Source organism: Microbacterium sp. I2, from assembly GCF_051364985.1.
In the GTDB taxonomy this organism is placed as follows: Bacteria; Actinomycetota; Actinomycetes; order Actinomycetales; family Microbacteriaceae; genus Microbacterium.
This window is the reverse complement of sequence record NZ_JBLWIH010000001.1, coordinates 575,566-600,238: the sequence shown is the minus strand read 5'-3', so window position 1 is coordinate 600,238 and position 24,673 is coordinate 575,566. Positions and strand designations below refer to the sequence as shown.

Sequence of the window (24,673 nt, the reverse complement as noted above, 5' to 3'; positions counted from 1 at the left end):
CGCGTGGGATGGGAAGCATGTCGCATCCCGTCCTCGACTCGCCCGCACCTGTCCTGCCGACCCGGCAGTCGTCGTCCCGAGCTCGTCGCCTCACCGTCGTCGCGCTCGGCGTGTGCGTCGCAGCGCTTCTGGCCGCCCTGGCCACCGTGCTCGTGCAGGTGAGTACCGCCTCGGCGGGAACCACGTCGGCGCTCACCACCCAAGCGGGGCATATCCCCGAGGGCACGGTCGTCACGCTCGCCGACGACCACGTCCCGGCGATCGCACGACTGCACCCCGCGCTCCTGGCCGCGCTGCGTCAGGCGGAGGCGGATGCCGTGGCCGACGGCATCCCGTCGTTCCAGGTGACGAGCGGCTGGCGCAGCGCGGAGTACCAGCTGTGGCTGCTCGAGGATGCCGTCGAGCGTTACGGCGACGAGGACATCGCCGGCCAGTACGTCGCCAGGCCGGACAAGTCTCGCCACGTCACCGGCGACGCCGTCGACATCGTGCCGCTCGACGCGCAGCTGTGGCTCATCGAGCACGGTGCGCGGTACGGAATCTGCCAGACCTACGCGAACGAGCGCTGGCATTTCGAACTCGCGACTCAGCCGGGCGGAGTGTGCCCGGTCATGAAGCCGGATGCCGCGGCCTGACCGCCGACCCTGGCGTCTCGGGGCCTTCTCGTCAAGGGGATCCCGGAATTAACCTTGCCCGCCTACCCTGGCTGTCGTGGGAGAGCGAGTAGGTGCCCAGCCCGACCACTCGGGCTTCCGGGCCGACATTCAGGGACTGCGCGCGGTCGCGGTCGGAGCGGTGCTGCTCTACCACGCCGGGGTCCCGTTCCTGCCCGGCGGCTACGTGGGCGTGGACGTCTTCTTCGTGATCTCGGGCTTCCTGATCACCTCGCACCTGCTCGACCAGTTGCAGCGGCACGGCAAGCTGCGCTTCGGCGAGTTCTACGCGCGCCGGGCCCGCCGCATCCTTCCCGCGTCGTTCGTGGTGCTGATCCTGTCGGTCATCGCGGCGCTCATCTGGTATCCGCCGCTGCTCATGCGCGACGTGTGGGCGGGGGCGGTGGCGACGGCGCTGTACGTGCCCAACTACTTCTTCGCAGCGGCGGACGCCGACTATCTCGCTGAGGTGTCGACACCCTCGCTCTTCCAGCACTACTGGTCGCTCGGCGTCGAGGAGCAGTTCTACCTGCTGTGGCCGGCGCTGCTCGCGCTGACGTGGGCGCTGATCCGCACTCGGCGGGCCCTCACGGGCGTGCTGGTCGCCGTTGTCGTGACCTCCTTCGCCCTGTGCGTGTGGCTGACGTTCCAGTCGCAGCCGTGGGCGTTCTTCTCGCTGCCGACGCGCGCGTGGGAGCTCGGCGTCGGAGGCATCGTCGCGGTCGTCCTGCAGCATCGGGCACGTGCGGTGCCCGAGCGGTTCGCGCCGCTGCTCGGGTGGGCGGGAATCACGGCGGTCGCGGCATCCGTCGTCTTCTTCTCGGGTGAGACGCTCTTCCCCGGTGCCGCCGCGGCGCTGCCGGTGCTGGGAACGGCCGCCGTCATCGCGGCCGGCGAGACGGCCGGCGGACCCACCCGCATGCTGTCGACGCGCTCGATGGTGTTCGTCGGGGCGATCTCGTACTCGCTCTATCTCGTGCACTGGCCTGCGCTCGTGCTGCCCGAGGCGGCGATGCCGGGCCGCCTTCCGCTGTGGGCGACACTCCTCATCGCCGCCGTGTGCGTGCCGGCGGCGTGGCTGCTGCACCGGTACGTCGAGGATCCGGTGCGCAAAGCGCCCGTGCTCACACGAGCCCGTGCGCGGTTGACCCTCATCGGCGCCGCTGCCGGGTCGGTGGCGTGCCTCGGCATCGCCACCGGTGCGTACGCGCTCGCCGACACCCGTCCGCTGAACGTCGAGCGGGCGGCATCCGAGACGGTCATCGTGGACTCGCCGCGCGGTACCGACTACGTGCCCGAGAATCTCGCGCCCGAGCTGCGCGAGGCGCGCGAGAGCCTTCCCGAGATCTATGACGACGGGTGCAACCGCGGCACGGGGGTGACGGATGCCGAAGGCTGCGTCTACGGCGACGTCGACGCTCCGCGCATCGTGCTGTTCGGCGATTCCCACGCGGCGCACTGGTTCCCCGCGGTCGAGGGCTTCGCGGCCGAGGCCGGGTATGCCGTCGAGGTGCACACCAAGAGCTCGTGTCCGGCCGCCGACATCGAGACGCTGCGGCAGGGCAGTCCGTATCCGCAATGCCCGGAATGGCGTGAGGCCGTGATCGAGCGCATCAACGATTCTCAGCCGGCCCTGGTGCTGCTCGCGACGTTCTCGGACGCGGAGCTCGCACCCGACGTGGAGGATGAACCGGCGATGTGGGATGCCGCGTGGGGGCGCACGATCGATGCGATCGAGGCGCCGGTGACAGTGCTCGCCGACACTCCCGACATGCTCGAAGACCCTGCGCCGTGCCTGTCAGCGAACCTGTCGGCAGCCGAAGCATGCGGTCAACCGCGCGATCGGGCGCTCGAGGGTGCGTCGCGCGAGGCCCAGGTCTCAGCGACCGCGAGCCGGGGAATCCCGCTGATCGACCTGAACGAGTATCTGTGCGACGACGACTGGTGTCCGCCGATCATCGGCAACACGCTGGTCTACCGCGACTCGCACCACATGACGGCGGAGTTCAGCGCCGACCTCGCGGACGTTCTCGGCGAGGCTATCCGTCCGCTGCTGGAGCAGACGCGGTAGCCCGGCGCCGATCCCGGATCGCCCCGGCCACCGACACGGCGGCGTACAGGAAGAGTCCACCCGCGACGATCGCGAGGACGACGGTGCGGTTCGCGCCGTTGAGGATGCTGTTGACCCAGCCCAGCAGCGGGAGGCTGTACCAGAGCGTTCCGCGGATCTGCACCTCGCGTACCGGCTCCGGATCGACGGCGTCGTTGTTGTCGCCCTTCGTCACGAACGTCAGCTCGCCGTCGGTGTAGGTCTTGGCGGTGACGCGGTGGCTCACGACGGCCGACTCGCCGGAGCGGATCTGGTAGGTGACGACATCGCCCACCCGGATGTCGTCGACGGGAGTCGGACGGATGACGACGAGGGTCCCCGGTGGGAGCCCCGGCTCCATCGACTGCGTGAGCACGGTCATGGCACTGCCCCCGACGAGTGTGGGGAGCCCGATGACGCCCACGGCGATCCCGAGAAGCAGCACCAGTACGGATGCGCTGAGCGAGACGGCGAGGTAGTGCAGGAGGCTCTGGCCCTCGTTGCGACGACGCAGCTCTGCGCGAAGGCGGGGGGCGGCGGGAATCAGAACGCCGGCGGTGGTTGTCATTGGAGTGGAGGCAGTCATGAGCAGTGGTACCGGGGGAAGAGCTGAAGAGGATCGAGAAGGCCGGTGGAGCGCGTCACACTGACGGTGGCGCTGCCGGGGGCGGTGGTGCCGGAGCCGGTCGTCTCCTTCGCCTCGACGGCGAGGGCATGAGGACCGTTCGAGCCGATGGAGTGGCCGCTCAGCACCGCCGAGACGGTCGTGCCGGCACTGCTCACCGTGGCGATGGTCGCCCCCGACGCGGTGTCGTACACGCGGTATGACAGGGATGTCGTCGTATCCGCTCGATTGGCGGGGGCGCTCCACGTCAGCCTGACGTCGTTGGTGAAAGGAACAGCGGCGCAGGTCGGGGTGCCGGCCGCAGCCAGGCGGTACACGGACTGGGTCACCGCCGTGGCGGTCGCCGACGTCGTCCAGCTGGTGCCGACGGCGCCCGTCACAGCGAACTTCGCCGTGACGCTCTGCCCTTGCAGCGTGGCGTTGGAGGCTCCCTCGACCTGCGTCGACACACACACCACGACAGAAGCGCCGGGAGCGAGCGTGCGGGCGGCGGCCGGCAACGCGGGCGCCGTGTCGGCGAGAGTCGTGACGACTGCTCCCGATGGCGCGGTCGCGCCGCACGTGCCCGTCCACAGTCGGAGGGTGGTCTTCTGGGCGAGTGTCGCGTGCCCGGCGACGCTGCCCGTGAGGGTGTACGACAGGGGGGCCCCGCCGTTGTTTCGGATCGTCAGCTGGCCGGCCGCAGCGGTGGACGTCGTGCCGCCGTAGCGGTAGCTCGTGCTGAGCGCACCGGTCTGCTCGATGGCGGTGGCGATCGTGGTCGACGAGGCCGACGCCGAGACTGAGGCGCTCGCCGTCCACCCGGCGACAGCGGCGCCCGAGCCGCCGAGCACCGCAAGGGTGACGAGGGCGGCGACCGCTGCGGGGATCCGAGGGCGCATCATGGCCGGACCTGCGTTCCCGAGATGGTGAGGGCGAGAGCGGATGCCGCGGCGCCGGCCGCCGTGGCGGGTGCGTCGTGCGGCATCCCGATGCCGATACACAGGAGGGCGGACGCCCCGGGGCTCAGAGTCACGCGGAGGTCGGCGGCGGCACCTGCGCCCACGCGCGTCGTAACGCCGGGGGGAACGCGTCCGGCTGTGCAATCGCCGGCCGAGGCGACCTGTGCCGCCGAGATGACGACCGAGGCTGAGAACGGGGTCGGGGTCGCGGGGCCCACGGCGGGGTCGAGAGCCAAGGCGAGCGGCGTCGTGCCGGTGTTGCGCACGGTCGTCGGGGCGTATGTGGTGAGGCCCGGGTAGAGCCCGGTCGCGTTCAACTGCAGGCCGGTCGTGGTGAGGCTCGCCGATCCTGTGTGCAGTGTGGTCGCCGCCGCGGCAGGTGCCGCCACGCTCCAGGCGGCGAAGGTTCCCCCGCCGGCCAGGACGCCCAGGACGATCGCACCGGCGGTGCCGAGCGCGCCGAGCAGCAGTCGTACCGGCGCCGAGGTGCGGCGTGGTTCGCGCTGTGCAGCGTGGCGGCGGTCGCGGCGGCTCATGCGGGTTCCCCTTCTGTGGTGTGCGTGGGAAGGGCTCGCCCCGTGGGAGGCGAGCCCTTCGTCGTCACTTGGTGTTCTGGGTGAGGCTGACGGTGAGGGCGTCGAGAGTGACGGCGCCGTTCATCGCGTCGTTGTTGCCGCCCACGGTGTCGCCGTAGGGGAAGGTGATCGTGACGGTCACGGTGACGTCCTGGCTCACCGCACCGGCGCCGGGGGCGACCGTGAACGTGGGGCCAGTGCCGGTGATGCCGGTTCCCGACGCGGTGAGGACGGCGGACTCGGTCAGGTAGCCGGCCAGCGCGACGTCCGCGGGCTCGGTCGCGTCGGCCGGCGCGATCGACGCCTCGCTGAGCGCGAGGGTCGCCTGCAGGCTGTCGCCCTCCGCACCGACCTTCATGGTCGTGGTGTAGGTGAGGACGTCGCCGGGGGCGACGCGGTAGGAGGCGATCGAGACCGGTGCGCCGTTGGCCGTCCAGGTGGCCGGGGTGGCCGAGTTCTCGACGACGAGGTTGCCCGCCACGATGGACGCGCCCTCCGCGGTTGCGGACGAGTTCCAGGTGGCGAACGTCCCTGCGCCGCCGAGCAGCAGGATGACGCCGGCGGTGGTGGCGATCGAGGCCTTGACGATCTTCTTCATGGTGATGTCCTTCCGCGGGCACAGCCCGCTGTGGTGGGAGTACGGAGGTGCCGACGAGAAGGCTGCTGGGGTGGCGCCGGGCACGTTCTCAGTCTTGGACCCCCACCGCAACGCTCCGTCGAGTCACAGACAGGGCTGGCGCAAGATCACGACAAGATCAGCGGGGGTATGGGAGCGGTTCCATCCGAAGCGCAAGAACAGCGCAAGATCTCGCTCAGACGCCGCGTGCCGCGAAGCGCCCGCGACGAGTCATCCCGAGTCGCCCGCGTTGTCGGGCCGGGGACACCCGTGTCAACCGGGTGCCTGCGGCACCGGAACTCCATAGCCTGAGGGGATGGCGGTCAGAGAACTGTGGTTGGTGCGGCACGGAGAGAGCAACGGCAACGTCGCCGCGACGAGAGCCGAGATCGAAGGGCTGGAGGTCATTCCTCTCGACGCGCGCGATGCGGACGTTCCGCTCTCCGACACCGGCCGCGAGCAGGCGGCCGCACTCGGCGAGTGGCTGGCAGGCCGGCGGGGAACGATCGACACGTACTGGGCGTCGCCGTATCTGCGTGCGCGCGAAACGCTGGCCCTCGCCCTCGCCGCATCCGGCGAGACGACCGTGCTCGTGGACGAGCGTCTGCGCGACCGCGAGCTCGGCATCCTGGATCTGCTCACCCGGACGGGCGTCGCACGCCGTCACCCCGACGAGATGGCGCGGCGCAAACATCTCGGCAAGTTCTACCACCGCCCGCCCGGCGGCGAATCCTGGGCCGATGTGGCGCTTCGGCTGCGCTCCTTCTTGCGTGAGGTGCTCGAAGGCCCTGGCGAGAGCACGATGATGGTCGCGCACGACGCAGTAGTGATGCTGCTGCTGTATGTGCTGCTTCCGCTGGGCGAAGAGGAGCTGCTGGCGTTCGCCGGCGAGCACACCGTGCTCAACGCGTCGGTCACACACCTGGTGCGGGCGGACGCCGGCTGGGAGCTCGTCGAATTCTCCGACGTGGCACACCTCCAGCGCGAAGGTGCCGACGTCACCGCGCACCCGGGGAGTCCCGATGTCGAGCCGGCCTGAGCGCGTCACCGGGGCGCTCCTGCGGGGCTGGGGTCTGCCCGATCCCGGCGACTCCAAGAAGTCGCGCGGCGATCTGGTCGTGGTCGGCGGCTCGCGCGCGTCGCCCGGCGCGGTGCTGCTGGCGGGCGAAGCCGCGCTTCGCGTGGGCGCCGGACGGGTGGCGCTCGCCGTGCCGCAGTCGATCGACGCCCACGTCGGCATCGCGCTGCCCGAGGCGGGAATCGTGGCCCTCCCCGACGATGCCGACGATCCGCTCGACGGCGAGCTGGCCGAGAAGATCGCGTCAGCGGACGCCGTGCTCGTGGGCCCCGGATTCTCCGACGCCGCCGAGACCCGCGCCACGCTGCTCGCCGTCGCCGCAGTGGGTCCCCGGCTCCTCGTCCTCGACGCGTTCGCCCTGGGAATCCTCGGCGACGTGGATCGTAGCGCTCTGCCGGAGACCCTCGTACTGAACCCGAACAAGGAGGAGGCCGGCATCCTGCTCGGGCGCCCCCTCGACGACCATGAGGACGACGTGCGCGAGATCGCACGCCGTTTCGACGCGGTGGTGAACTGCTACGGGATGATCGCCGATCCGGACGCGCGCACATGGCGCGTCGACGAGGGTGACGCAGGCTTGGCGACGTCCGGAAGCGGAGACGTGCTCGCCGGCGCGATCGCCGGGTTCGCCGCTCGAGGAGTCGAGCCGGCGCAGGCTGCAGTTTGGGGTGCGTGGGCGCACGGGCGCGCGGGACGGCTGCTGGGCGCGCGCCTCGGCCTGGGATTCCTTGCGCGGGAGTTGGCGCGGGAGCTGCCACTCGCCGTGCGCGACGTCGCGATCTGATGGGACGGATGCGGAGGCCGGCCCCGGTCTCGTTCGGCCCGGTCTGCTCGGCGCTGCGTGGGATGCCGATCGCGCGCCGATGTGACGTGTTCGACCTTGATCGGAAATGCCGGCAGCGGCGGACGAGTTGGTCACTCGTATGCGATCGATCGTCTACTCCCGCGCCGGCAGCTCCTCCGTCCTCTCTCTCGAGGAGCGTGTGCCCGCGAACCCGGGTCCTGGGGAGGTGCGCGTGAAGGTCACCGTCTCAGGTGTCAACCCGACGGACTGGAAGGCGCGGGCAAGAACCGGGGCCGCCCTGGCATTCGACGAGATCGTGCCGAATCAGGACGGCGCAGGCGTGGTGGACGCTGTCGGCGACGGCGTGAGTGAACTCGCGGTCGGCGACCGCGTATGGCTGTACCTGGCCCAGCATCAGCGCCCTACCGGCACCGCGCAGGAGTACACGGTGGTTCCTGCCGAGCGGGCCGTGAAGCTGCCCGAGAGGACCGAGTTCGACGTCGCCGCGAGCTTGGGCGTGCCGGCGATGACGGCCCACCGCGCGCTCACGGTTCACGAGTTCGGGCCCGCGCGGCTGTCGCCCGGGTCGCTGGACGGACGCGTCGTGCTGGTCGCCGGGGGAGCGGGAGCCGTCGGGCACGCCGCGATCCAGCTCGCGGTCTGGGCCGGTGCGACCGTCGTCGCGACGATCTCGAGCGACGACAAGGCGGCTCTCGCACGAGCCGCGGGTGCGCACCACATCGTGAACTACCGCGACACGGATGCCGCCGACCAGATCGCCGCGCTCGCGCCCGACGGCGTGGACCACATCGTCGAGGTGTCGATCGCGCAGAACGCCGATCTCGACGGACAGGTCGTCGCCAACCACGGCTCGATCGCTTACTACGCCACCGATGGCGGCGGGGATGCCGCCATCCCGGTGTGGCCGACCATCTCGAAGAACGTGCGGATGCAGGGGCTGCTGATGTACACCGTGGGGGAAGCGGCCCTGTCGGCCGCGGCCGAAGACATCACCGCCGCGTTGGGCGACGGCGCACTTCAGGTCGGGGAGCAGGCGGGGCTGCCGCTGACGTGGTTCCCGCTGGAGCAGGCGGCGGCGGCTCACGACGCTGTACAGAACGGTGCCGTCGGCAAGGTGCTCATCGATGTCTCGGGCGACAACCGCTGAGGAGGATGTCGCTCCCTTGGAGCTCGTCGCGCTCTGACTCCGGCTCGCCGCCCGCCTGACACGTTGCCCTCCGCCGGCTCGCTCGCGCTGATCAGTTCAGGACGGTGACGTCCAGCGTGAAGCGGTGCGCACGCAGGCGCTCCGCCAGTGACCGGCCCATCGCGACCATCGGGGTCAGCACCCCTGCGCGGTCGGGGAGGTCGTCGAACGCGAGGCTCAGCGCCGACTCGGCGAGCATGACGCCCGTTCCGCCGTACCCGGGGTCGAACGGAGCCGCGATCCGCGTGCGAACCGGCAGACCCTCGACGGGGTAGACGTCGATGTCGAGAACGAAACTGCCATGATCGATCGCGTCGGCGCTCGGCCCGGTGCCCGGCGCGGGCAGAACCCGGTCGAGGAGCGCCCGAGTCGGCGGGAACGCCAACCCGGCGACAAGGGCCGCCGTCCCGACGTTGATTGCTCCCGCTCGTGCGAACCCGGCCAGCCCCCGGCCGGTCGCCATGACCTCGCGATATTGCATCAGTTGGCCGTAGCTCCAGCCGCTCAGGTAGTTACTGCGCTGCACGATCTGCTGGTTGTACGCGCCCATGACGAACGGCACCTGCCACGTACCCCGCGCCCTGCCCCAACCGGTGCCGCTGAGGCGGGGAAGGCGGACCGACGGCCCCGGCGTGAGGGCGTAAGGGTTGCCGATGAGGCTGCGAGCCGAGGCATCCGTCTTCGCCTCCTTCATCTGCTGGCGCAGGGAGTCGATGGTCCCTCCGCTGACGCCGCCGCGCAGCGACCGCACCCGCAGGGTCGCGGCGACGATCGGCACACCGCCGGCTGCCTGGTGAGCCAGACCGAGGCCGAGGTCGGAGGGGACCGCGTCGAAGCCGCAGGAATGGACGATCCTGGCGCCGCTCATCTCGGCATCGTCGTGATTGCGCTCGATGCTGCGCGCGACGAAGATGCTCTCGCCTGAGAGGTCGGCGTATGACGTGCCCGCGCGAGCGCACGCGGAGGCGACGCCCATGCCGTAGCGCAGGTACGGGCCGACGGTCGTGGCGACGACCGACGTCGACGCCGCCAGGCGGGCGACGGCCGCGTCGTCTGCCGTGTCGACCTCGAAGATCGGCCAGTCGGCACGGAGGTCGCGCTTCACGTCCTTCAGGCGTGCGGTGGAGCGGCCGGCGATCGCAATCCGCGCGCCCTCGGGTGCGGACTGCGCCAGGTGCCGAGCGGTGAATTTGCCGACGAACCCGGACGCGCCCAGAAGGACGATGTCGTAGTCGCGGTCGTTGGTGCCCATGGCACGCAAGCGTACGTGCGGCGCCGAATGCCCGCGCTCAGCGCAGCGCGTCGGCCTTCGCGCGCAGCACCTTCTGCTGAGCGGTGTTCGCGGTCAGGCCGGCCGCCGTCAGCAGCTCCGAGCGAGCCTCGTCCACCCGGCCGAGCTGCGCGAGCAGTTCGCCGCGCACGCTCGGTACGAGGTGCGAGCCCCGCAGTTCGCCGGAGGCCTCGAGAGCATCGACCATCGGCAGGGCATCGGCTGGGCCGTACGCCATCGACACCGCAACCGCGCGGTTCAGCTCGACGATCGGGCTGGGAGCGAGGCGGCCCAGCACTTCGTAGTGCAGCACGATGCGATGCCAGTCGGTCTCTTCGACGCTCGGCGCCACCGCGTGGCACTGAGCGATCGCGGCCTGCAGCGCGTACGAGCCGCGTCCGATGCCGCGTGCGGCGGCTGCGGCATCCGCCTTCTTCAAGACTTCGACGCCCCGCAGGATCTGACCGCGATCCCATCGTGAGCGGTCCTGGTCGGCGAGCAGCACCGGTTCGCCCGTCCGGGTCTCGCGCGCGGCGAAGCGCGAGCGTTGGAACTCCATGAGCGCCACGAGCGCGAAGGGCTCGGGCTCGCGCGGGAGGAGGCCTGCGACGATCCGGCCGAGGCGCAGAGCCTCGTCGGCCAGGTCCGGACGCACCCACCGGTCGCCGCCGGTGGCGGCGTAACCCTCTGTGAACACGAGGTACACCACCCCGAGCACTGCCGACAGGCGAGCCTTCCACTCGGCCGGATCGGGCGTCTCGAACGGCACGCGCGCGGCGGCGAGAGACTTCTTGGCCCGGGTGATGCGGGCCTGCACGGTCGGGACCGTGGTCAGCAGCATCCGGGCGATCTCTTCCGTCGACAGACCGGCGACGACCCGCAGGGTCAGCGCGACCTGCGATTCACGCGACAGCGCCGGGTGACACGCGGTGAAGATGAGGCGCATGACGTCGTCGTCGATCGGCTGCCACTCGTCGTCGGTCGCCTCGTCGAGCGTGTGCGCGATCGCCGCGTAGCGGTCGTCCAGCTTCTCGCGGCGCCGCCACGCGTCGATCACGCGACGCTTTGCGACCGCGGTCAGCCACGCCCCCGGATTGGAGGGGATGCCGTCCCTCGGCCACGAGCCGAGAGCTTCGAGCAGCGCCTCTTGGGCGACATCCTCGGCGAGGCCGAGGTCGCCGGTCATCTTGGCGACGGATGCCACGATCCGAAGTCCTTCGATGCGCCAGACGGCCTCGACCGTGCGCCGGGTGTCGTTCATGATTCCTACCCGTTCCGGTCGGAGCTCACTCGGTGCCGAGCTCGGCCCGCCAGCCCTTCTCCTTCTCGATGTACTCGTTGCCTTCGAAGCCGGCGAAGTCGGTTTCGTCGGTCACTCGGCGCACCTCGAGCTTGTTGCCGGCGGTGAGCGGCGCGCGCTTGGCCCACTCGAGCGCCTCTTCGGGTGTTGCGGTCTGGATGATCCAGAACCCGTTGAACAGCTCGTGGACCTCGCCGTAAGGGCCGTCGCTCACGATCGGCGTCTCGCCGGCGAAGTCGACGACGTAGCCGGCCTCCTGAGCGAGCCCCTCGCCGGCGACGAGGACGCCGGCCTTGATCATGGACTCGTTGTAGGCGCCCATCGCGTTGATGATGGCCTCGAAATCCATGTTCTCGTAGTCCTCGACGGCCTGCTCCGTCGCCCGCATGATCAGCATGTGCTTCATTGTTCGCTCCTTGTTCCGGTTCCCGCTGAAGGAACCGTTCGCTCCTTCTCACTATCGCGTCGAACGGGCGAGAGCGAAATCGACATGGCGTCGAGAATCTTCTCCGCGATCTCACGATTCCGGTGCGAAGCGGTCCACGAGACGCACGAGCGTCGGAAGGCCGCGGGATGACGCCCGGCCGCCGGTCAGCTGCTCGATCACCGGGGTGGCATTGCCCTCCCCCTCGCGCTGGTTGCGTGTGAGGGTCCAGCCGGAGCCCGAGTCGACGATCTCGCAGCGCCGGTAGGCGGCGGCCTCGACGACTCCGGGATCTCCGATGTCGATGATGCCGCCGCCGTGGACCGTGAACTCGAACCGGCGTGGGTCGCCGGCCGCCCCGTGAGCGTCGACGACGCGGATGAGCTCCTCGAGCGGCAGCCAGAACCCGTCACGCTCCAGCCCCGCCCGGGCGGCGATCGCTGCCACCACGGTCTCGATCACCTCGTCGGGGTCGTCGGCCTCGAACACGACGGTGCCGTTGCTCTGGAACGGCACCGCGTCGGGGCATTCGGCATCGGCGAACCCCGCCAGAATGTCGGCGGTTGAAGGGTGACCCCGCTGACCCTGGTTGACGTTTCGAAGGAACGCGACGCAGCGCATGCCCCGACGGTACCCGGCGGGACCGACAGCGGCTTCGCTCCGAGGCCGCGTGCCCCGCAGCGAAGCCATCGGCGGAGGCTAATGTCCGCGACCGCGGTCCCATTCGGCCGAGATCGACCAGAGGTCATACGAGTACAGGGAGTCACACGTCGCCTGCGACCAGTCGGGGTTGTCGACGGTCGGCAGGCTTGAACACGAGTCGGTGAAGACGACCTCGACCCCGTGCGGGCTCACGAGGCGTCCGGAGCGGTCGCGCACGAGGCCCGCGTTGTGGTTCCGCGCGAACCCGGTGAGGGCTTCGTCGATGTCGCCCAGCGGCTTCCACGTACCCATGCCGGCCAGCACGTTCTCGAGGGAGAGCAGGTCGACCTGCACGGCAGGCCCGATCCACCACGGATTGTCCAGTGGGTAGGGGTGCTGCTCGCGGACCACGACGACGTCCTTGGCGTTGCGGGTCAGTGCCATGTCGAAGCCGTTGAGGTAGTCGTCGCTGCCGTCGGCGCCGGTGAGCCCGGCGGTGGGCACCAGGACGGGCTCCGAGACGCTGAGCCCATCGACGTCACTCAGGTCCACGGTGCTGACGTAGGCGCGTGTCGAGGTGTCTCCGCGCGTATAGCCGAGCAGGACCTTTCCGGGCTGGCCCGGCATCGCGATGGCGGTCGGCTGGCCGGCGCCCCACTGGTCGACTCGGGCAGACGTCACGAGCGGCTCGGGGTACTTCACCCACGGACCCGCGGGTGAGGTGGCGAACGCGACGCCCACCTGGTTGTGCGCGCTCGCGTCGAGGTCGTTGCCGAGGTAGAACATCGCGTACCGATACACCGTGTCGCCGTATTCGAACCTGCCGGCGACGACGCTGGGATCGCACGCGTGGAAGCTGTCCCACGCGGGAGCGGGAGAGGCCTGGAGCACCGATCGCGACTCCGTCACGACCCCGTCCACCCGCTTGGTCATATAGATGTGATCTTCGATCACGCGCTCTTCGTGGTTGTGGCACGTCCATATCCACTCCGTATTTCCCTCGCGGATGATGGACGGCGCGTAGGCGTAGAACCCTGCGGGCGGGTCGTAGACAGCTGCGAGCGACGACGCATCCCACTGCAGCTCTGGCGGTGGGGTACGTGCGTCCTGCGCAACGGCAGCGTTACCCGTGGCAAGAATCGCGAGCGCGGTGACGCTCACGGCGAACGTCACGGCGTGCTTCTTCGGGAACTTCATCCTCGGCCTCCTTCGGCGGTGGGTTTGGGCGAAATCTACACGAGTAAACTCGACGACGGAAGTCGTTCTCTATTCGAGTAGATTTTTGGTTGCACTATGACGATCTACACGAGTAGTGTGCCGGAAGACCGCACTTCACGACGACCTTCGGGTCGAGAAAACCGAGGCCATCTTGCTCAGCGATCCCGCACCGCTCCGGACGACCTCTTTCGCGCTGGACACCGACATCGGCACGGATGTCGACGACCTGCTCGCCCTGGCTCTGATCCTGGGATCGGACGAGGCGGAGGTGCCGCTGGTCACGACGGTCTACGGCGATGTCGAGTTGCGCGCGCGCATCGCCTCCAAGGCGTACGCGTCAGCGGGACGACCCGCGCCGCGGATCGTTCCCGGGCTCGCCGAAACGCTGTCGGGTCGCGAGGTGTGGTGGCCCGGACACGAAGGCTCGACGATCGACGACCTCGACCTCCACGCGTTCACCGCTGGCGGCGACGCCGTCCGTGAGCTCGCCGCGACGGACCGCGTCGTGGCGATCGGGCCGCTGACCAACGTCGCAACCGCGGTGCAGGAGCCGGGTGCACGCATCGCAGAGATCATCCTGATGGGCGGAGAGTTCACCCGCGGCATCGTGGAGCACAACATCCGCTGCGACGTCACCGCTGCGCAACTCACGTTCGGATCGACCGCGACTGTCACCGTCATCGGACTGGAGCAGACCGAGCGCGTCCGCCTCGAGCACGCGGATCTCGACCTCATCGCGTCGGCCGGCGCGTTGGGTGAGCTCCTCGCCGCCGAGATGCAGCGGTTCTGGGAGTTCGCCGCGCAGGACTACAACGTGCCGCACGATCCGCTTGCCGTCCTGGCGGTGCTGCGTCCGGAGCTGTTCGCGTTCGAGACCGGCACGATCACCGTCGCGGACGACGGCGTCACGTCGTTCACGCCGTCGACCGATGGCCGGCACTGCATCGTGACCGACATGGACGTGCCCGCCGTCGCGTCTCAGATCAGGCAGCGGATTCTCGCCGGGGCCGCTGCCTCACCCGCGATCGCGGGCTGAACCCCCGACCTGAACTCACCCGAATCCCGTACCACTCAAAGAGGAGAGACACATGAATCGCATGACACGCGCAGCAGCGGTGGTCAGCGCGGCGGCCGTCACCCTGGCGGCGCTCGCCGGATGCGCCGCAGGCGGGAGCAGCGGCAGCGACGGCGGCAAGATCACGCTGACCTTCGCCAATGCCGACCCATCCGAGACGTGGGCGAAGTTGATCGAGGGCTTCGAGAAGGAGAACCCCGACATCACGGTCAAGCAGCTGAACATCCCGTACGCCCAGTACACCAGCACGATCAACCAGCGCATGGGGCAGGGTGGCGGCGACATCGACCTCATGGTCGTCGATGCCGGCGGGGCCGTGCTCGACTGGCAGAACCGGGGCTATCTCGCCGACATCAGCGATCTCAGAGAGGATGCCGTCGCCGCGGCCGTCAGCGAAGACATGGTCACTGCGCGCGAGGTCGACAGCAAGCTCTACGCGCTCGAGCCGTGGACCACCTCGCAGTTTCTCTACTACAACACTGATCTGCTCGCGGCGGCCGGCGTGGAGCCGCCGAGCAGCGATCCCAGCCAGCCCTGGACATACGAGCAGCTGACGGAAGCCGCGCAGCAAGTCAAGGACGCCGGCGCCGCCGAGTACCCATTCTTGTTCGACCAGTGGGACACCTACTACCAGTTGCAGATGGTGGGCGCGTCGGCCGGCGGCGGTGATGGGATCGACGCCGAGGGCAACGTGGACTTCTCGAACGAAGGCTGGCAGAAGGCGCTGACCTGGTACCACGACCTTTTCGAGGACGGACTGGCGCCGCGCGGAATCACGAACGACAAGAACGGCGCGCTCTTCCAGACCGGAAAGGCGGCGTTCATCATCTCGGGTCCATGGGGGGTGAGCGTCGCGAACGCCGGCGACATCGACTACGGCGTGGCACCTGCGCCGTACTTCGAGGGCGGAGAACCGGCCACGTCGACCGACTCGTGGTCGGTGGGTATCTCGGCGAAGTCCGCGAACGTCGAGGCGGCGAAGGAGTTGCTGCGGTACATGACGATCGACCCCACCGGCAACGCGCTGTCGGCTGAGGTGGCCGGGATCACCCCGACCAACAAGGAGGCGTTCGCCGACTACGTCGAGCAGATGAGCGCATCGGCCGGCGAGGCAACAGCTCCGTTCGGCGACATCATGCAGTATCAGCTCGAGAACAACGCGGTGCACCGGCCGGCGGTCGTCGGCTACAGCGTCTTCGAGCCGGGCGCGGGTCAGTTGTTCTCCGACATTCGCAACGGATCCGACCCCGCAACCCGCGCGGCCCAGGCGGACGAGGAGATCTCGGCGCAGATCGCGCGATTGAAGTGACGATGACCGCACATCTCGAGAGGACCGAGACCGCGGCAGTGGGCGAGAAGCAGCCCGCCGCCGCGGTCGCCGCGAAGCGCAGGCGACGGCGTCGCCGCACGACTCTGGTCGCGTTCGCGATGCTCGCACCTGCGCTCATTGCGCTCATCACGATGCGGATCGTGCCGCTCGTGAGCGCGGTGTCGCAGAGCTTCCAGCACGTCTCGCTCGCGACCGGCGAGTCCAGCTTCGACGGACTCGCGAACTACGTCTACCTCTTCACCGACCCGGGCTTCTACTCGGTCCTGGTGGTCACACTGGTGTTCAACCTCATCCTGAACCCCGTGATCGTGGTGCTGTCGACGGCCCTCGCGCTGCTCACGGTGCAGCAGCTGCCTCTGGTCGGACTCTGGCGCTCGATGATCTTCGTTCCGGCTGCCGTCCCGGGCGCCGTCGTCGCGCTCATCTGGAGTACAGCGCTGCAGCCGGACGGACTCGTCAACGCATTGCTCGAACTCGTCGGGCTGCCACCGCAGCCGTTCCTCACGTCGGCGAATCAGGCGGCCTTCTCGATCGGCATCATGGTCACGTGGGGCGCGCTCGGCTACTGGATGATCTTCATCATCGCCGGCCTCAAAGACATCCCGAGCTCGCTGTACGAAGCCGCCGCACTCGACGGCGCCGGGTGGTGGCGTCGGCTGTTCTCCATCACGCTGCCTCTGCTGAAGCGACCTATGGCATTCGTGCTGATCGCATGCACAGTCGGCTCCTTCCTGCTGTTCGCACCGGTTCAGCTCCTCACCAAGGGCGGTCCGAACGGGTCGACGAATCTCATGATGTACGACATCTACAACCGCACGTACCTGCTGGGCGATGTGGGCGTCGGACAGGCGGAGGTCGTGGTGCTCATGTTGATCCTGTCGATCATCGTCGTCATCCAGTTCCGACTGCTCAGGGAGGAGAAGGGATGAAGCGCTCGCGAGGCGCGACAGCGCTGCTGACGCTCGCCGCCGCGCTGGCCGCGATCTCGGTGTTCCTGCCCCTGTGGTGGGTCTTCGTCTCGTCGACCCGGCCTGGCAACACGTATGTCGACTACATGGCGCCGCTGTCGTGGATGGCCTTCGTGCCGGTGGCTGGCGACGCGACGAACTACGAGGCGCTGCTTTCGGGGCCCTTCTTGGTCGGCCTGTTCAACAGCTTCCTCGTCGCGGGGCTCACCATCCTGTTCGGTCTGGCGATCGCGATCCCGGCGGGCTACGCACTCGCCACGATGGAGTTCCGCGGCAGGGGTCTGGTCTTCAGCTTCGTCATCCTGGTAGCCATGATTCCCTTCGACGCCGTCGCGATCCCGCTGTCGGGGCTGTTCCAGGGGTGGGGCCTCACCGACTCGTATGCGGGTCTCGTGCTTCCCGCCCTCGCGAACGGGTTCGCGATCTTCGTGCTCCGTCAGTTCTTCATGGGCATTCCGTCGGAGCTGATGGACGCAGCCGAGGTCGACGGGCTCGGGCGGTTCGGCACGCTGTGGCGCATCACTCTGCCGCTGTCGAAGCCGGCGTTGATCGGTGCCGGGATGATGCTCTTCCTCTCGCAATGGCAGGCGTACCTGTGGCCGCTGCTGATCGGCACCTCCCCGGAGCGACAGCTCGCGCCGATCGCACTCGCCAATCTCAGCACGCTGTTCACGGTGGATCTCGGGCAGATCCTTGCCGGCTCGTTCGTGCTCAGTATCATCCCGATGGTGCTGCTCCTCTTCTTCCAGAAGCAGTACACCGAGTCGCTTTCGACGACAGGACTCAAGGGATGACGACGGATGCCGCAGCAGCGGTCGGGCGGATCTGTGTGGTCGGCTCGCTCAACCTCGACGGCACCTACGACGTTCCGGAGCTGCCGGCGGCGGGTGTCACGGTTCACGCAGCCGGGTTCCTCCGCTCGCCCGGTGGAAAGGGTGCCAACCAGGCGGTAGCGGCGGCGCGGCTGGGTGCCGCGGTGCAGCTTATCGGTGCGGTCGGGCGCGATGCCGCCGCAGACAGCGTGCTGCGCGCGGTCGAGGCGGACGGCGTCGACGTATCGGCGATCGTGCGCACGGATGAGCCGACGGGCGAGGCGATCATCCTCGTCGACGGCGCGGGCGAGAACGTGATCGTCGTGAGCGGCGGAGCCAACCTCGCGTTGACGCCGGACGCCGTGGATCGGGCCGCCGACGGTCCGCGCGTCGTGGTGACCGGCTTCGAGGTCGCCGACGCGGTCGTCGAGGCCGCAGCACGTCTCGCGCAGACCGCGGGCGCGCTGCTCGTGCTCAATCCGTCACCGGTGCGCCGGCTGCGGCCCACGATGCTCGCTCCACGCTCGCTTCTCGTGGTGAACGAAGGCGAGCTGGTCATGCTGGCTGCAGGCGCAGCGGCGACCCCCCACGCGTTGGCCCCGGCGAGCGATGCCCTGGGTGGGAGCGATCTCGTCGTGACGCGGGGCGCTCGTGGCGCACTGGCCTACGACGCCACGACGGGAGAGACCTTCGACGTGGCCGCCCCCGTCGTCGAAGCCGTCGACACGAGCGGGTGCGGCGATGCGTTCACGGGGGCGCTCGTCGCGTCGCTTGCGCGCGGGGCCTCGCTACGCGAGGCGGCGGAGAACGCCGCAGACGTCGGCGCGTTCGCAGCGACCCGCCGGGGAACGCAGTCGTCTTACCCCACGTCGGCCGAGCTCGCGGACTGGCGTGCAGCGCGAGCGGCGGCCGCCGGGCCGCGCGTCGCCGCCATGCCGGAAGGCGCCGATCAGGCGTTGTGAGGGCCGCAGGACTCGCGGATCACAAGGCGCACTCCGACGCGCTCGTGGAGCGGTCCCGCCTCGGGTTGCAGGACTGCGCGCAACGCGGTCTTGGCGATGTCGTGGATCGGCTGCTCGACCGCTGTCAACGGCGGGTCGCTGAAGACGGCGTCGTCCGTGCCGTCGAATGAGACGAGGGCGAGATCGTCGGGCACGTGCAGACCGCGCTCGCGCGCGGCCGCGAGCAGGCCCAGGGCCTGGGCGTCCGAAGCGACGAACACGGCGTCAGGGAGCTCTTCCGTAGAGAGAAGCCCGAGGGCGGCCTCACGTCCGGCGCTGCGACTGTAGTCGCTGTGTGCGAGCAGGCTGTCGTCCGCGGGAAGGCCGGCCTCTGTCAACGCCGCCTCCCACCCCTGTCGGCGCTCGTCGGCGCCCGGAGCGCCCGAGAGACCGCCGAGGTGGGCGATGCGACGGCGCCCGTGACCGATGAGATGCTCGACGGCTGCGCGCGCGCCCCCTTCGTTGTCGACGATCACAGAACGCTGCCCCGGCTGACTGCGCTGGTCGAGATAGACGATCGGGGTGCCTTCGACGTCGGCGTCGGAGTCGGGCTCGAGGCTCACGACGATGAGCCCGTCGATCTGGTGGCTCACGAGCGATTCGATCTGAGCGCGCTCTCGCACGATGTCGTTGTCGGAATCGCCGAGGAGCAGTGCGTAGCCCGCAGTGAAGGCGCGATCCGAAAGCTCCCGCGCGAGCGCGCCGAAATAGGTGTTGCTCACGTCCGGAACGACCAGGCCGACGGCTTGGGCGCGGCGAAGCCGTAGCGCACGCGCCACCGCGTTGGGCCGGTAATCGAGCTCCTTCATCGCCGCGAGGACCTTCTCCTTCGTGGCCGCCGCGACGGGCCTCGGGCCGTCGTTCATGACGTAGCTCACGACGGCGGTGCTCACGCCGGCCAGCCGCGCCACGTCGGAGCGCGTGGCCGCCCGGCGGACCGTGTCGCGTGCAGCGTCTGTCGTCATTTCGCGGTCCTCTCTTCGCCGGATCGGGGCTCTCACGGAGCCATTCTATTCGAGTAGATTACCCTCATGCCTACTCCCGTGATCGTAGTGACCGATCTGTACCAGCCACCGGAGGACCCGGGCGACAACTTCGACCTGCTGCTGCCGTTCGGCTATGACCGCATCGACCTGCGCGCGATCGTCCTCGACGTCTCGATTGAGAAGCGGGAATCGGTGCGCGAGGGCGTGCCCGGTTACCCGGGACCGCGCGAGCCGGGCGTCATTCCGATCGCGCAGCTGAACGCGCTCTTCGGGCGCAGTGTGCCATACGGGATCTCGCCGTTCGCCCGCATGCGCTTCGCGGAAGACCAGATGCGGGATGTCCCGGCATTCCAGCAGGCGGGACCCGAGCTGCTGCTCGAGACACTGCGTCTCTCGGACGAGCCCGTGCACATCATGTCTTTCGGCTCGGCGCGGCCGATCGCGGTGGCGTTCAACCGCGATCCCGATCTCTTCCACAGCAGGGTGGCGAAGATCCACCTGAGCGCGGGTTCGACTTCGCTCGACTACCTCGAGTGGAACGTCTATCTTGATCCGATCGCGGTGATCCGACTCGTCGACGCCGGGCTGCCCCTCGCGCTGTATCCCTGTGCGACCGAGGTCGACTGCTTCTCGTACGGCGCCCACAACACGCTGTGGTGGTTCGACGACCTCGAGTGGATCGCCGAGCTGCATCCCGCGCTGCGCCGCTACCTGCTCTACGGGCTCGGAGTCTCGACCCGGATCGACTTCCTCCGTGCGCTTGACGAGGACCCGCCGCTCGAGGTTGCGGAGCGCGTGTACGGGCGCCGGCACGCCGTGTGGGAGACGGCGGCCTGGATCGAGGTCTCGGATTCGGCACTGGTGCGTCGTGTCGACGGATCATTCGCGATCGTCGGCGAGGAAGCCGTCGTCGAGGGGGAGGTTCGGATCCGCAACGAGCAGGTGCCCTGTCGCGTGCGCTCGCACCAGACGGGCCTTTACACGTTCGACGCGACCGAGACACAGCCCAATGCGACCGTCTTCGTGCGGGACGATCCGCATGAGTACGAGCGTGCGCTGCGCGAGGCCCTACCCGCGCTCTACCGTTCGTTCGAGCCGCCGGGCTGGCAGGGGTCCACTCTGGGGGCCATCCGAGATCCTGAGCCGAGGACGTACGCGGGCCCGCTGACGGGCACGACCCCAGCCGGCGTGCTCAGTTGAGTGTGGGCCCTCCGCGGGTGGCGCGGCGGGCCCGCCACTTTCAGTGCACGGGTGGGATCGTGAATCCGCCGATGCGGTCGCCGTCGAGTTCGAAGATCCCGTCCGACTCGCCGTTGAAGACGTCGCTGCGCCAGTCGAAGTGGATGCGCACGGTGCTGCCGTCGACGGATGCCGAGAGCACGGCCATGCGCGCGCCTGCGCCGATCGCATCCGAACCCGCCCAGCTGCGCACGCCGTCGTGGCCACGCAGCACGCGACCCCAGTCGTCGACGAAGCCGTCCTCGGTGAACGCCGCGACGAAGCCGTCGGTGTCGGCGGAGTTGATCGCGTCCACGAACTGCTGGACCGGGTCTGGAAGATCGGGTGCCGTCATGATCGGTCCTCTCGTTTGTGTCTCATTGTGCTCTCACGCTGCGGCGTGCGGGTCGTGGGCATTGAGCGTCGCGACCACGTTCGCGTAGTCGCCGCGAGCCTCGCCGTAGCGCAGGAACTTGACGCGTTCCACCTGCACCTCGGTCGCGTCGGGCTCGTCGCGCAGGATCTGCATGACCTCGTCGGCGAACTCGTCGAGCGGCATCGCGAACGCGCTCTCGCGCTGACCGGCCATGAGATCGGTGGCCACCGACGGCGGCTCGAGCTCGACCACTCGCACCGACGTTCCCGCCAGCTGCAGCCGCACCGACTCGCTGAGCATGTGGATGGCGGCCTTCGTGGCGTTGTAGGTCGGCGTGACACGCAGCGGCGCGAAAGCGAGCCCCGACGAGACCGTCATGATCGTGGCATCCGGCTGCGCACGCAGATGCTCGATGAAGGCGCCGATCAGCCGGATCGGGCCGAGCAGGTTCGTCGTCACCGTCGCCTCGGCGGTCTCGACGAAGCCGGCGGGAGCGGTCCAATCCTCCAGGCGCATGATGCCCGCCATCGTCACGAGCACGTTGAGCTGGGGGTGGCGCGCGATCACCTCGGCCGAGGCCGCCGCGATGGAGGCGGCATCCGTCGTGTCGATCTGGATCGTGTCGATGCCGGAATGCTGCTGCGCGATCTCGGCGAGCAGTTCACGGCGACGGCCGCCGACGATGACGGTGTTGCCGGCATCGTGAAGGCGCTCGGCCAGTGCAAGGCCGATTCCGCTGGTGGCTCCCGGGATGAAGATGGTGTTTCCGTTGATTCGCATGCTTCGAGTGTTCGGCTCTCGCGCGCCGCGTGGCAGAGAGCGCTTATCGGGGGAGCGGGAGTCCCTGGATGCCGCGCCTCGGCGCGGCCATGATGGACCTATGGATCGCGAAGCCCTCGCCGACTTCCTGCGCACGCGCCGCGAACAGCTGCAGCCCGCTGACGTCGGGCTCGCCGCCGGACCGCGACGGCGCGCGCCGGGCCTGCGCCGCGAGGAAGTGGCGCAGCTGGCGCTGATGTCGACCGACTACTACACGCGGCTCGAGCAGCAGCGCGGTCCTCAGCCGAGCACGCAGATGCTGGCCTCGCTGGCCCGGGCGCTGCGGCTCACCGCGGACGAGCGCGACTATCTCTATCGAATGGCCGGCCACGCGGTTCCCGACCGCCTCAGCTCGTCCGGCCACGTGGCACCGGCTCTGCGGCGTGTGTTCGATCGGCTCTCGGACACTCCGGCGCTCGTGATCTCGAACCTCGGCGAGACCCTCGTGCAGAACGCGCTCGCCGCGGCCCTGCTCGGCGACAACGTCGGCGCGACCGGATGGGACCGGTACGAGCCGTACCGCTGGTTCGTGCACCCCGGCACCGAGCGGCGCCGGTACCCCGAGAACGATCACTCGCGGCACAGCCGCGCGCAGGTCGCGGGCCTGCGCGCCGCCATCGGAGTGATGGGCCCGCAGTCGCGCGCGGGCGAACTGGTCGCCGAATTGATCCAACGCAGTGCCGAGTTCCGCGAGTTGTGGGACCGGCAGGAGGTCGCCCAGCGCTTCGCCGACCACAAGGTCCTGATCCACCCCGAAGTGGGCGCGATCGAGGTCGACTGTCAGGTGCTCTTCACCGAGGACCGTGCGCAGGCGCTCCTCGTCCTCACGCCGGAGCCGCGAAGCGAGGACGAGGACAAGATCCGGCTCCTCGGTGTGCTCGGCACGCAGCAGTTCGCGCGGAACGCGGACAGCCGATGACCGGGTTCACCGCCAGGGTGAACGTACACGCCGACGAAGGAGAGAAGTCGTGACCGCTGTGCCCGCCGCCCCCGCCGGATCCAACACCGTCAGCCCGTTCATAATGACCGAAGACGCCACCGCCCTGATCGCGTTCGTCACCGAGGTCTTCGGTGCCACTGAAGCATCCGAGGCACGCACCCTCGACACAGACGGGCTGGTCCTGCACTCCGAGCTCCACATCGGCGACTCGATGATCACGATCGCGGACCGCAAGCAGGACTGGCCCTTCACCCCGGCGTTCAATCGGGTCTATGTCGACGATGTCGAAGCGACACTGAGCCGCGCGCAAGCGCTCGGCGCGCAAGTGATCACAAAGCCCACGGAGTTCTTCGGAGACGTCTTCTCCCGATTCCAGGACCCGCAGGCCAACCTCTGGTGGGTCTACCGCCATGCCGCCGTCACCGATGGCGCCGAGGCATGGGGAGACGCGGAAGGGGAAGAGGAGGTGGACGAAGGCGAGTCCTGGGAGTCCTTCACGAGTCCCGAGCTCGACTACATCCACTCGACACTCGTGGAGGCGATGGCGTCGTTGAAGGATCCTCGCGTCTGATCGGCATCGTGCACGCAGCGGCCTAGCAGTTCGCGCGGGCGCAAGTCAATGGTCGGACCGTTCCTGCGTCCCCTCCGTACGCTTGCAGAGCAACACACGCGGGACGGTCGAGCATCGGCGTTCGGGTCGCTGGCAGCCTCCTGTCACCGCGCGATGGTCCCGGTGGGCGGGCTTCCCACCGGGACCATCAACTCGATCACCGCGACCGTTGAGCCGATCGGCCGGGCATCCGTCAACCCCTTGCGGGGCGGCGCTCGATCGGTCGACCCTGGAGTATGACCATCGACATCACCGAACTGCTGCGCCTCGAGCAAGCAGGCTGGACGTCATTGTGCGACGGCACCGGCGACGCCTTCTACGGCAGGATCATGACCGAGAACGGCGTGATGGTGCTCGCCGACGGCTCGATCCGCGACCGCGACGGCGTCGTGGCGTCGCTGCGTGACGCCCCGTCGTGGAACAGTTTCGAGATGACGGACGAACGCGTGGTCGAGATGGCGCCGGATACCGCAGCCCTCGTCTACACGGGGCGCGCGTTCCGTGCGGCCGGCGGCCCCGCGTTCGTCGGCGCGATGACGAGCGTGTACGTGCGCCAGGGCGACCAGTGGCGGCTCGCGCTGTACCAGCAGACGCCCGTGCCCGAGGCGGAATGACCGGTGACGGCTGCGGTCACTCCGTCTTGCGGGGAGTCATGAACCATTCCACGAACTTCTTCGCGCGCCCATCCGGGGCGAACCACACCTCCCACATGTTCGAGTAGCGCTCGTGACCGGGGTAGTCGACGCTGCCCTTGATGATGGCGAGCTCATCGTTCTCGATGAGCACATCGAGGTCGTGCACCGGCTCGGTCGGCTCGGGGTCACGCCACATCTCGACGATCGCGTCGATGCCGATCACGGGGGAGTCGTCGTCGGGCCGGAACCAGTACTCCGCGTCGTCGCTGAAGATCGCACGAACATCGGTCTCGTCCTTCGAGGTCCAGGCGGTGATGTAGCCGTTCAGCCAGTCGCTTGCCTTGGTCATGCCTCGGTTCTACTCCGGGGGTCGGACGCTCGCCAGACCTTCCTCTAGAATCGTGGGCATGGGAACTCTGTGCAGCGCGCCGATGATGGCGTGCGCCTGGTACATCCGCGACCGCCGCGCCTGACGGCGACC

27 protein-coding genes are annotated in these 24,673 nt (G+C 69.1%); 14 read left to right on the top strand and 13 right to left on the bottom strand.

Annotated features, from left to right (window positions below; genetic code table 11):
• Positions 1–17: 17 nt before the first annotated feature.
• Together ACLKM7_RS02795 and ACLKM7_RS02790 are read left to right on the top strand one after the other, a co-directional pair.
• Positions 18–635 (top strand): M15 family metallopeptidase, encoded by a 618-nt coding sequence (locus tag ACLKM7_RS02795; protein WP_436445497.1) that lies wholly within the window; start codon positions 18–20, stop codon positions 633–635.
• A gap of 76 nt (positions 636–711) precedes the next feature.
• Positions 712–2,724, top strand: coding sequence for an acyltransferase family protein (locus ACLKM7_RS02790; protein ID WP_436445496.1), 2,013 nt, complete (start codon positions 712–714; stop codon positions 2,722–2,724).
• On the opposite strand, the gene ACLKM7_RS02785 is transcribed toward ACLKM7_RS02790, so the two are convergent.
• The 4 genes from ACLKM7_RS02785 to ACLKM7_RS02770 form a co-directional block, all read right to left on the bottom strand.
• Positions 2,693–3,310 (bottom strand): signal peptidase I, encoded by a 618-nt coding sequence (locus ACLKM7_RS02785; protein ID WP_436445495.1) that lies wholly within the window; start codon positions 3,308–3,310, stop codon positions 2,693–2,695. The two genes, ACLKM7_RS02790 and ACLKM7_RS02785, sit on opposite strands and share 32 nt — an antisense overlap.
• A 14-nt stretch (positions 3,311–3,324) precedes the next feature.
• The gene (locus ACLKM7_RS02780) at positions 3,325–4,251 is read right to left on the bottom strand and encodes a hypothetical protein (RefSeq protein WP_436445493.1); all 927 of its coding nucleotides are present in this window, start codon (positions 4,249–4,251) and stop codon (positions 3,325–3,327) included.
• Complete coding sequence (locus ACLKM7_RS02775) at positions 4,248–4,844, bottom strand: hypothetical protein (RefSeq protein WP_436445492.1); 597 nt, start codon at positions 4,842–4,844, stop codon at positions 4,248–4,250. The genes ACLKM7_RS02780 and ACLKM7_RS02775 overlap by 4 nt, the downstream gene beginning before the upstream one ends.
• A gap of 64 nt (positions 4,845–4,908) precedes the next feature.
• Positions 4,909–5,481, bottom strand: a complete 573-nt coding sequence (locus tag ACLKM7_RS02770) for an alternate-type signal peptide domain-containing protein (protein ID WP_436445491.1) — start codon at positions 5,479–5,481, stop codon at positions 4,909–4,911.
• A 334-nt stretch (positions 5,482–5,815) separates the two neighbouring features.
• On the opposite strand from ACLKM7_RS02770, the gene ACLKM7_RS02765 reads away from it, so the two are divergent.
• From ACLKM7_RS02765 to ACLKM7_RS02755, 3 genes are all read left to right on the top strand, one after another.
• On the top strand, positions 5,816–6,538 hold the full coding sequence (locus tag ACLKM7_RS02765) for a histidine phosphatase family protein (protein ID WP_436445490.1): 723 nt from the start codon (positions 5,816–5,818) through the stop codon (positions 6,536–6,538).
• Positions 6,522–7,361: an ADP-dependent NAD(P)H-hydrate dehydratase gene (locus tag ACLKM7_RS02760; protein ID WP_436445489.1), complete on the top strand. Its 840-nt coding sequence runs from the start codon at positions 6,522–6,524 to the stop codon at positions 7,359–7,361. The genes ACLKM7_RS02765 and ACLKM7_RS02760 overlap by 17 nt, the downstream gene beginning before the upstream one ends.
• Before the next feature lie 139 nt (positions 7,362–7,500).
• Positions 7,501–8,529, top strand: coding sequence for an NADPH:quinone reductase (locus ACLKM7_RS02755; protein ID WP_436445488.1), 1,029 nt, complete (start codon positions 7,501–7,503; stop codon positions 8,527–8,529).
• Positions 8,530–8,620: 91 nt separating this feature from the next.
• On the opposite strand, the gene ACLKM7_RS02750 is transcribed toward ACLKM7_RS02755, so the two are convergent.
• The 5 genes from ACLKM7_RS02750 to ACLKM7_RS02730 all read right to left on the bottom strand — a co-directional run bounded on the left by ACLKM7_RS02750 (position 8,621) and on the right by ACLKM7_RS02730 (position 13,401).
• A complete protein-coding gene (locus tag ACLKM7_RS02750) occupies positions 8,621–9,820 on the bottom strand; it encodes a saccharopine dehydrogenase family protein (RefSeq protein WP_436445487.1) in 1,200 nt (399 codons plus the stop codon).
• Between the two features lie 37 nt (positions 9,821–9,857).
• Positions 9,858–11,099 (bottom strand): RNA polymerase sigma factor, encoded by a 1,242-nt coding sequence (locus ACLKM7_RS02745; protein ID WP_436445486.1) that lies wholly within the window; start codon positions 11,097–11,099, stop codon positions 9,858–9,860.
• A gap of 25 nt (positions 11,100–11,124) precedes the next feature.
• Positions 11,125–11,544: a YciI family protein gene (locus tag ACLKM7_RS02740; protein WP_436445485.1), complete on the bottom strand. Its 420-nt coding sequence runs from the start codon at positions 11,542–11,544 to the stop codon at positions 11,125–11,127.
• Positions 11,545–11,655: 111 nt separating this feature from the next.
• Positions 11,656–12,252, bottom strand: coding sequence for a DUF1697 domain-containing protein (locus ACLKM7_RS02735; protein WP_436445484.1), 597 nt, complete (start codon positions 12,250–12,252; stop codon positions 11,656–11,658).
• A 9-nt stretch (positions 12,253–12,261) separates the two neighbouring features.
• Positions 12,262–13,401, bottom strand: a complete 1,140-nt coding sequence (locus ACLKM7_RS02730) for a hypothetical protein (RefSeq protein WP_436445483.1) — start codon at positions 13,399–13,401, stop codon at positions 12,262–12,264.
• Between the two features lie 172 nt (positions 13,402–13,573).
• On the opposite strand from ACLKM7_RS02730, the gene ACLKM7_RS02725 reads away from it, so the two are divergent.
• The 5 genes from ACLKM7_RS02725 to ACLKM7_RS02705 are packed head-to-tail and all read left to right on the top strand — an operon-like array spanning position 13,574 to position 18,569.
• Entirely contained in the window at positions 13,574–14,458 is an 885-nt protein-coding gene (locus tag ACLKM7_RS02725) for a nucleoside hydrolase (RefSeq protein WP_436445482.1), read from the top strand.
• Between the two features lie 52 nt (positions 14,459–14,510).
• Complete coding sequence (locus ACLKM7_RS02720; RefSeq protein ID WP_436445481.1) at positions 14,511–15,806, top strand: sugar ABC transporter substrate-binding protein; 1,296 nt, start codon at positions 14,511–14,513, stop codon at positions 15,804–15,806.
• 2 nt (positions 15,807–15,808) lie between these two features.
• Positions 15,809–16,756 carry a carbohydrate ABC transporter permease gene (locus ACLKM7_RS02715; RefSeq protein ID WP_436445480.1) on the top strand — a complete coding sequence of 316 codons (948 nt, stop codon included), beginning with the start codon at positions 15,809–15,811 and terminating at the stop codon, positions 16,754–16,756.
• Positions 16,753–17,589, top strand: a complete 837-nt coding sequence (locus ACLKM7_RS02710; protein WP_436445479.1) for a carbohydrate ABC transporter permease — start codon at positions 16,753–16,755, stop codon at positions 17,587–17,589. Before ACLKM7_RS02715 ends, ACLKM7_RS02710 begins: the two co-directional genes overlap by 4 nt.
• Positions 17,586–18,569, top strand: coding sequence for a ribokinase (locus ACLKM7_RS02705; protein WP_436445478.1), 984 nt, complete (start codon positions 17,586–17,588; stop codon positions 18,567–18,569). Before ACLKM7_RS02710 ends, ACLKM7_RS02705 begins: the two co-directional genes overlap by 4 nt.
• Here the strand turns inward: ACLKM7_RS02705 and ACLKM7_RS02700 are convergent.
• Positions 18,557–19,573: a LacI family DNA-binding transcriptional regulator gene (locus tag ACLKM7_RS02700; RefSeq protein ID WP_436445477.1), complete on the bottom strand. Its 1,017-nt coding sequence runs from the start codon at positions 19,571–19,573 to the stop codon at positions 18,557–18,559. The genes ACLKM7_RS02705 and ACLKM7_RS02700 overlap by 13 nt on opposite strands.
• A 66-nt stretch (positions 19,574–19,639) precedes the next feature.
• Here ACLKM7_RS02700 and ACLKM7_RS02695 point away from each other — a divergent pair, with 66 nt between their 5' ends.
• Entirely contained in the window at positions 19,640–20,794 is a 1,155-nt protein-coding gene (locus ACLKM7_RS02695) for a hypothetical protein (RefSeq protein ID WP_436445476.1), read from the top strand.
• 40 nt (positions 20,795–20,834) lie between these two features.
• Here ACLKM7_RS02695 and ACLKM7_RS02690 read toward each other — a convergent pair whose 3' ends face one another.
• The gene (locus ACLKM7_RS02690) at positions 20,835–21,167 is read right to left on the bottom strand and encodes a nuclear transport factor 2 family protein (RefSeq protein ID WP_436445475.1); all 333 of its coding nucleotides are present in this window, start codon (positions 21,165–21,167) and stop codon (positions 20,835–20,837) included.
• A 33-nt stretch (positions 21,168–21,200) separates the two neighbouring features.
• Positions 21,201–21,968: an SDR family oxidoreductase gene (locus tag ACLKM7_RS02685; RefSeq protein ID WP_436445474.1), complete on the bottom strand. Its 768-nt coding sequence runs from the start codon at positions 21,966–21,968 to the stop codon at positions 21,201–21,203.
• Positions 21,969–22,068: 100 nt separating this feature from the next.
• Between ACLKM7_RS02685 and ACLKM7_RS02680 the strand changes: the two genes are divergently transcribed.
• From ACLKM7_RS02680 to ACLKM7_RS02670, 3 genes are all read left to right on the top strand, one after another.
• Entirely contained in the window at positions 22,069–22,926 is an 858-nt protein-coding gene (locus ACLKM7_RS02680; protein ID WP_436445473.1) for a helix-turn-helix transcriptional regulator, read from the top strand.
• Positions 22,927–22,975: 49 nt separating this feature from the next.
• Complete coding sequence (locus tag ACLKM7_RS02675; protein WP_436445472.1) at positions 22,976–23,518, top strand: VOC family protein; 543 nt, start codon at positions 22,976–22,978, stop codon at positions 23,516–23,518.
• 275 nt (positions 23,519–23,793) lie between these two features.
• Positions 23,794–24,171, top strand: coding sequence for a nuclear transport factor 2 family protein (locus tag ACLKM7_RS02670; protein ID WP_436445471.1), 378 nt, complete (start codon positions 23,794–23,796; stop codon positions 24,169–24,171).
• A gap of 16 nt (positions 24,172–24,187) precedes the next feature.
• Here the strand turns inward: ACLKM7_RS02670 and ACLKM7_RS02665 are convergent, their stop codons facing one another.
• Positions 24,188–24,541, bottom strand: coding sequence for a nuclear transport factor 2 family protein (locus ACLKM7_RS02665; protein WP_436445470.1), 354 nt, complete (start codon positions 24,539–24,541; stop codon positions 24,188–24,190).
• Between the last annotated feature and the right edge of the window lie 132 nt (positions 24,542–24,673).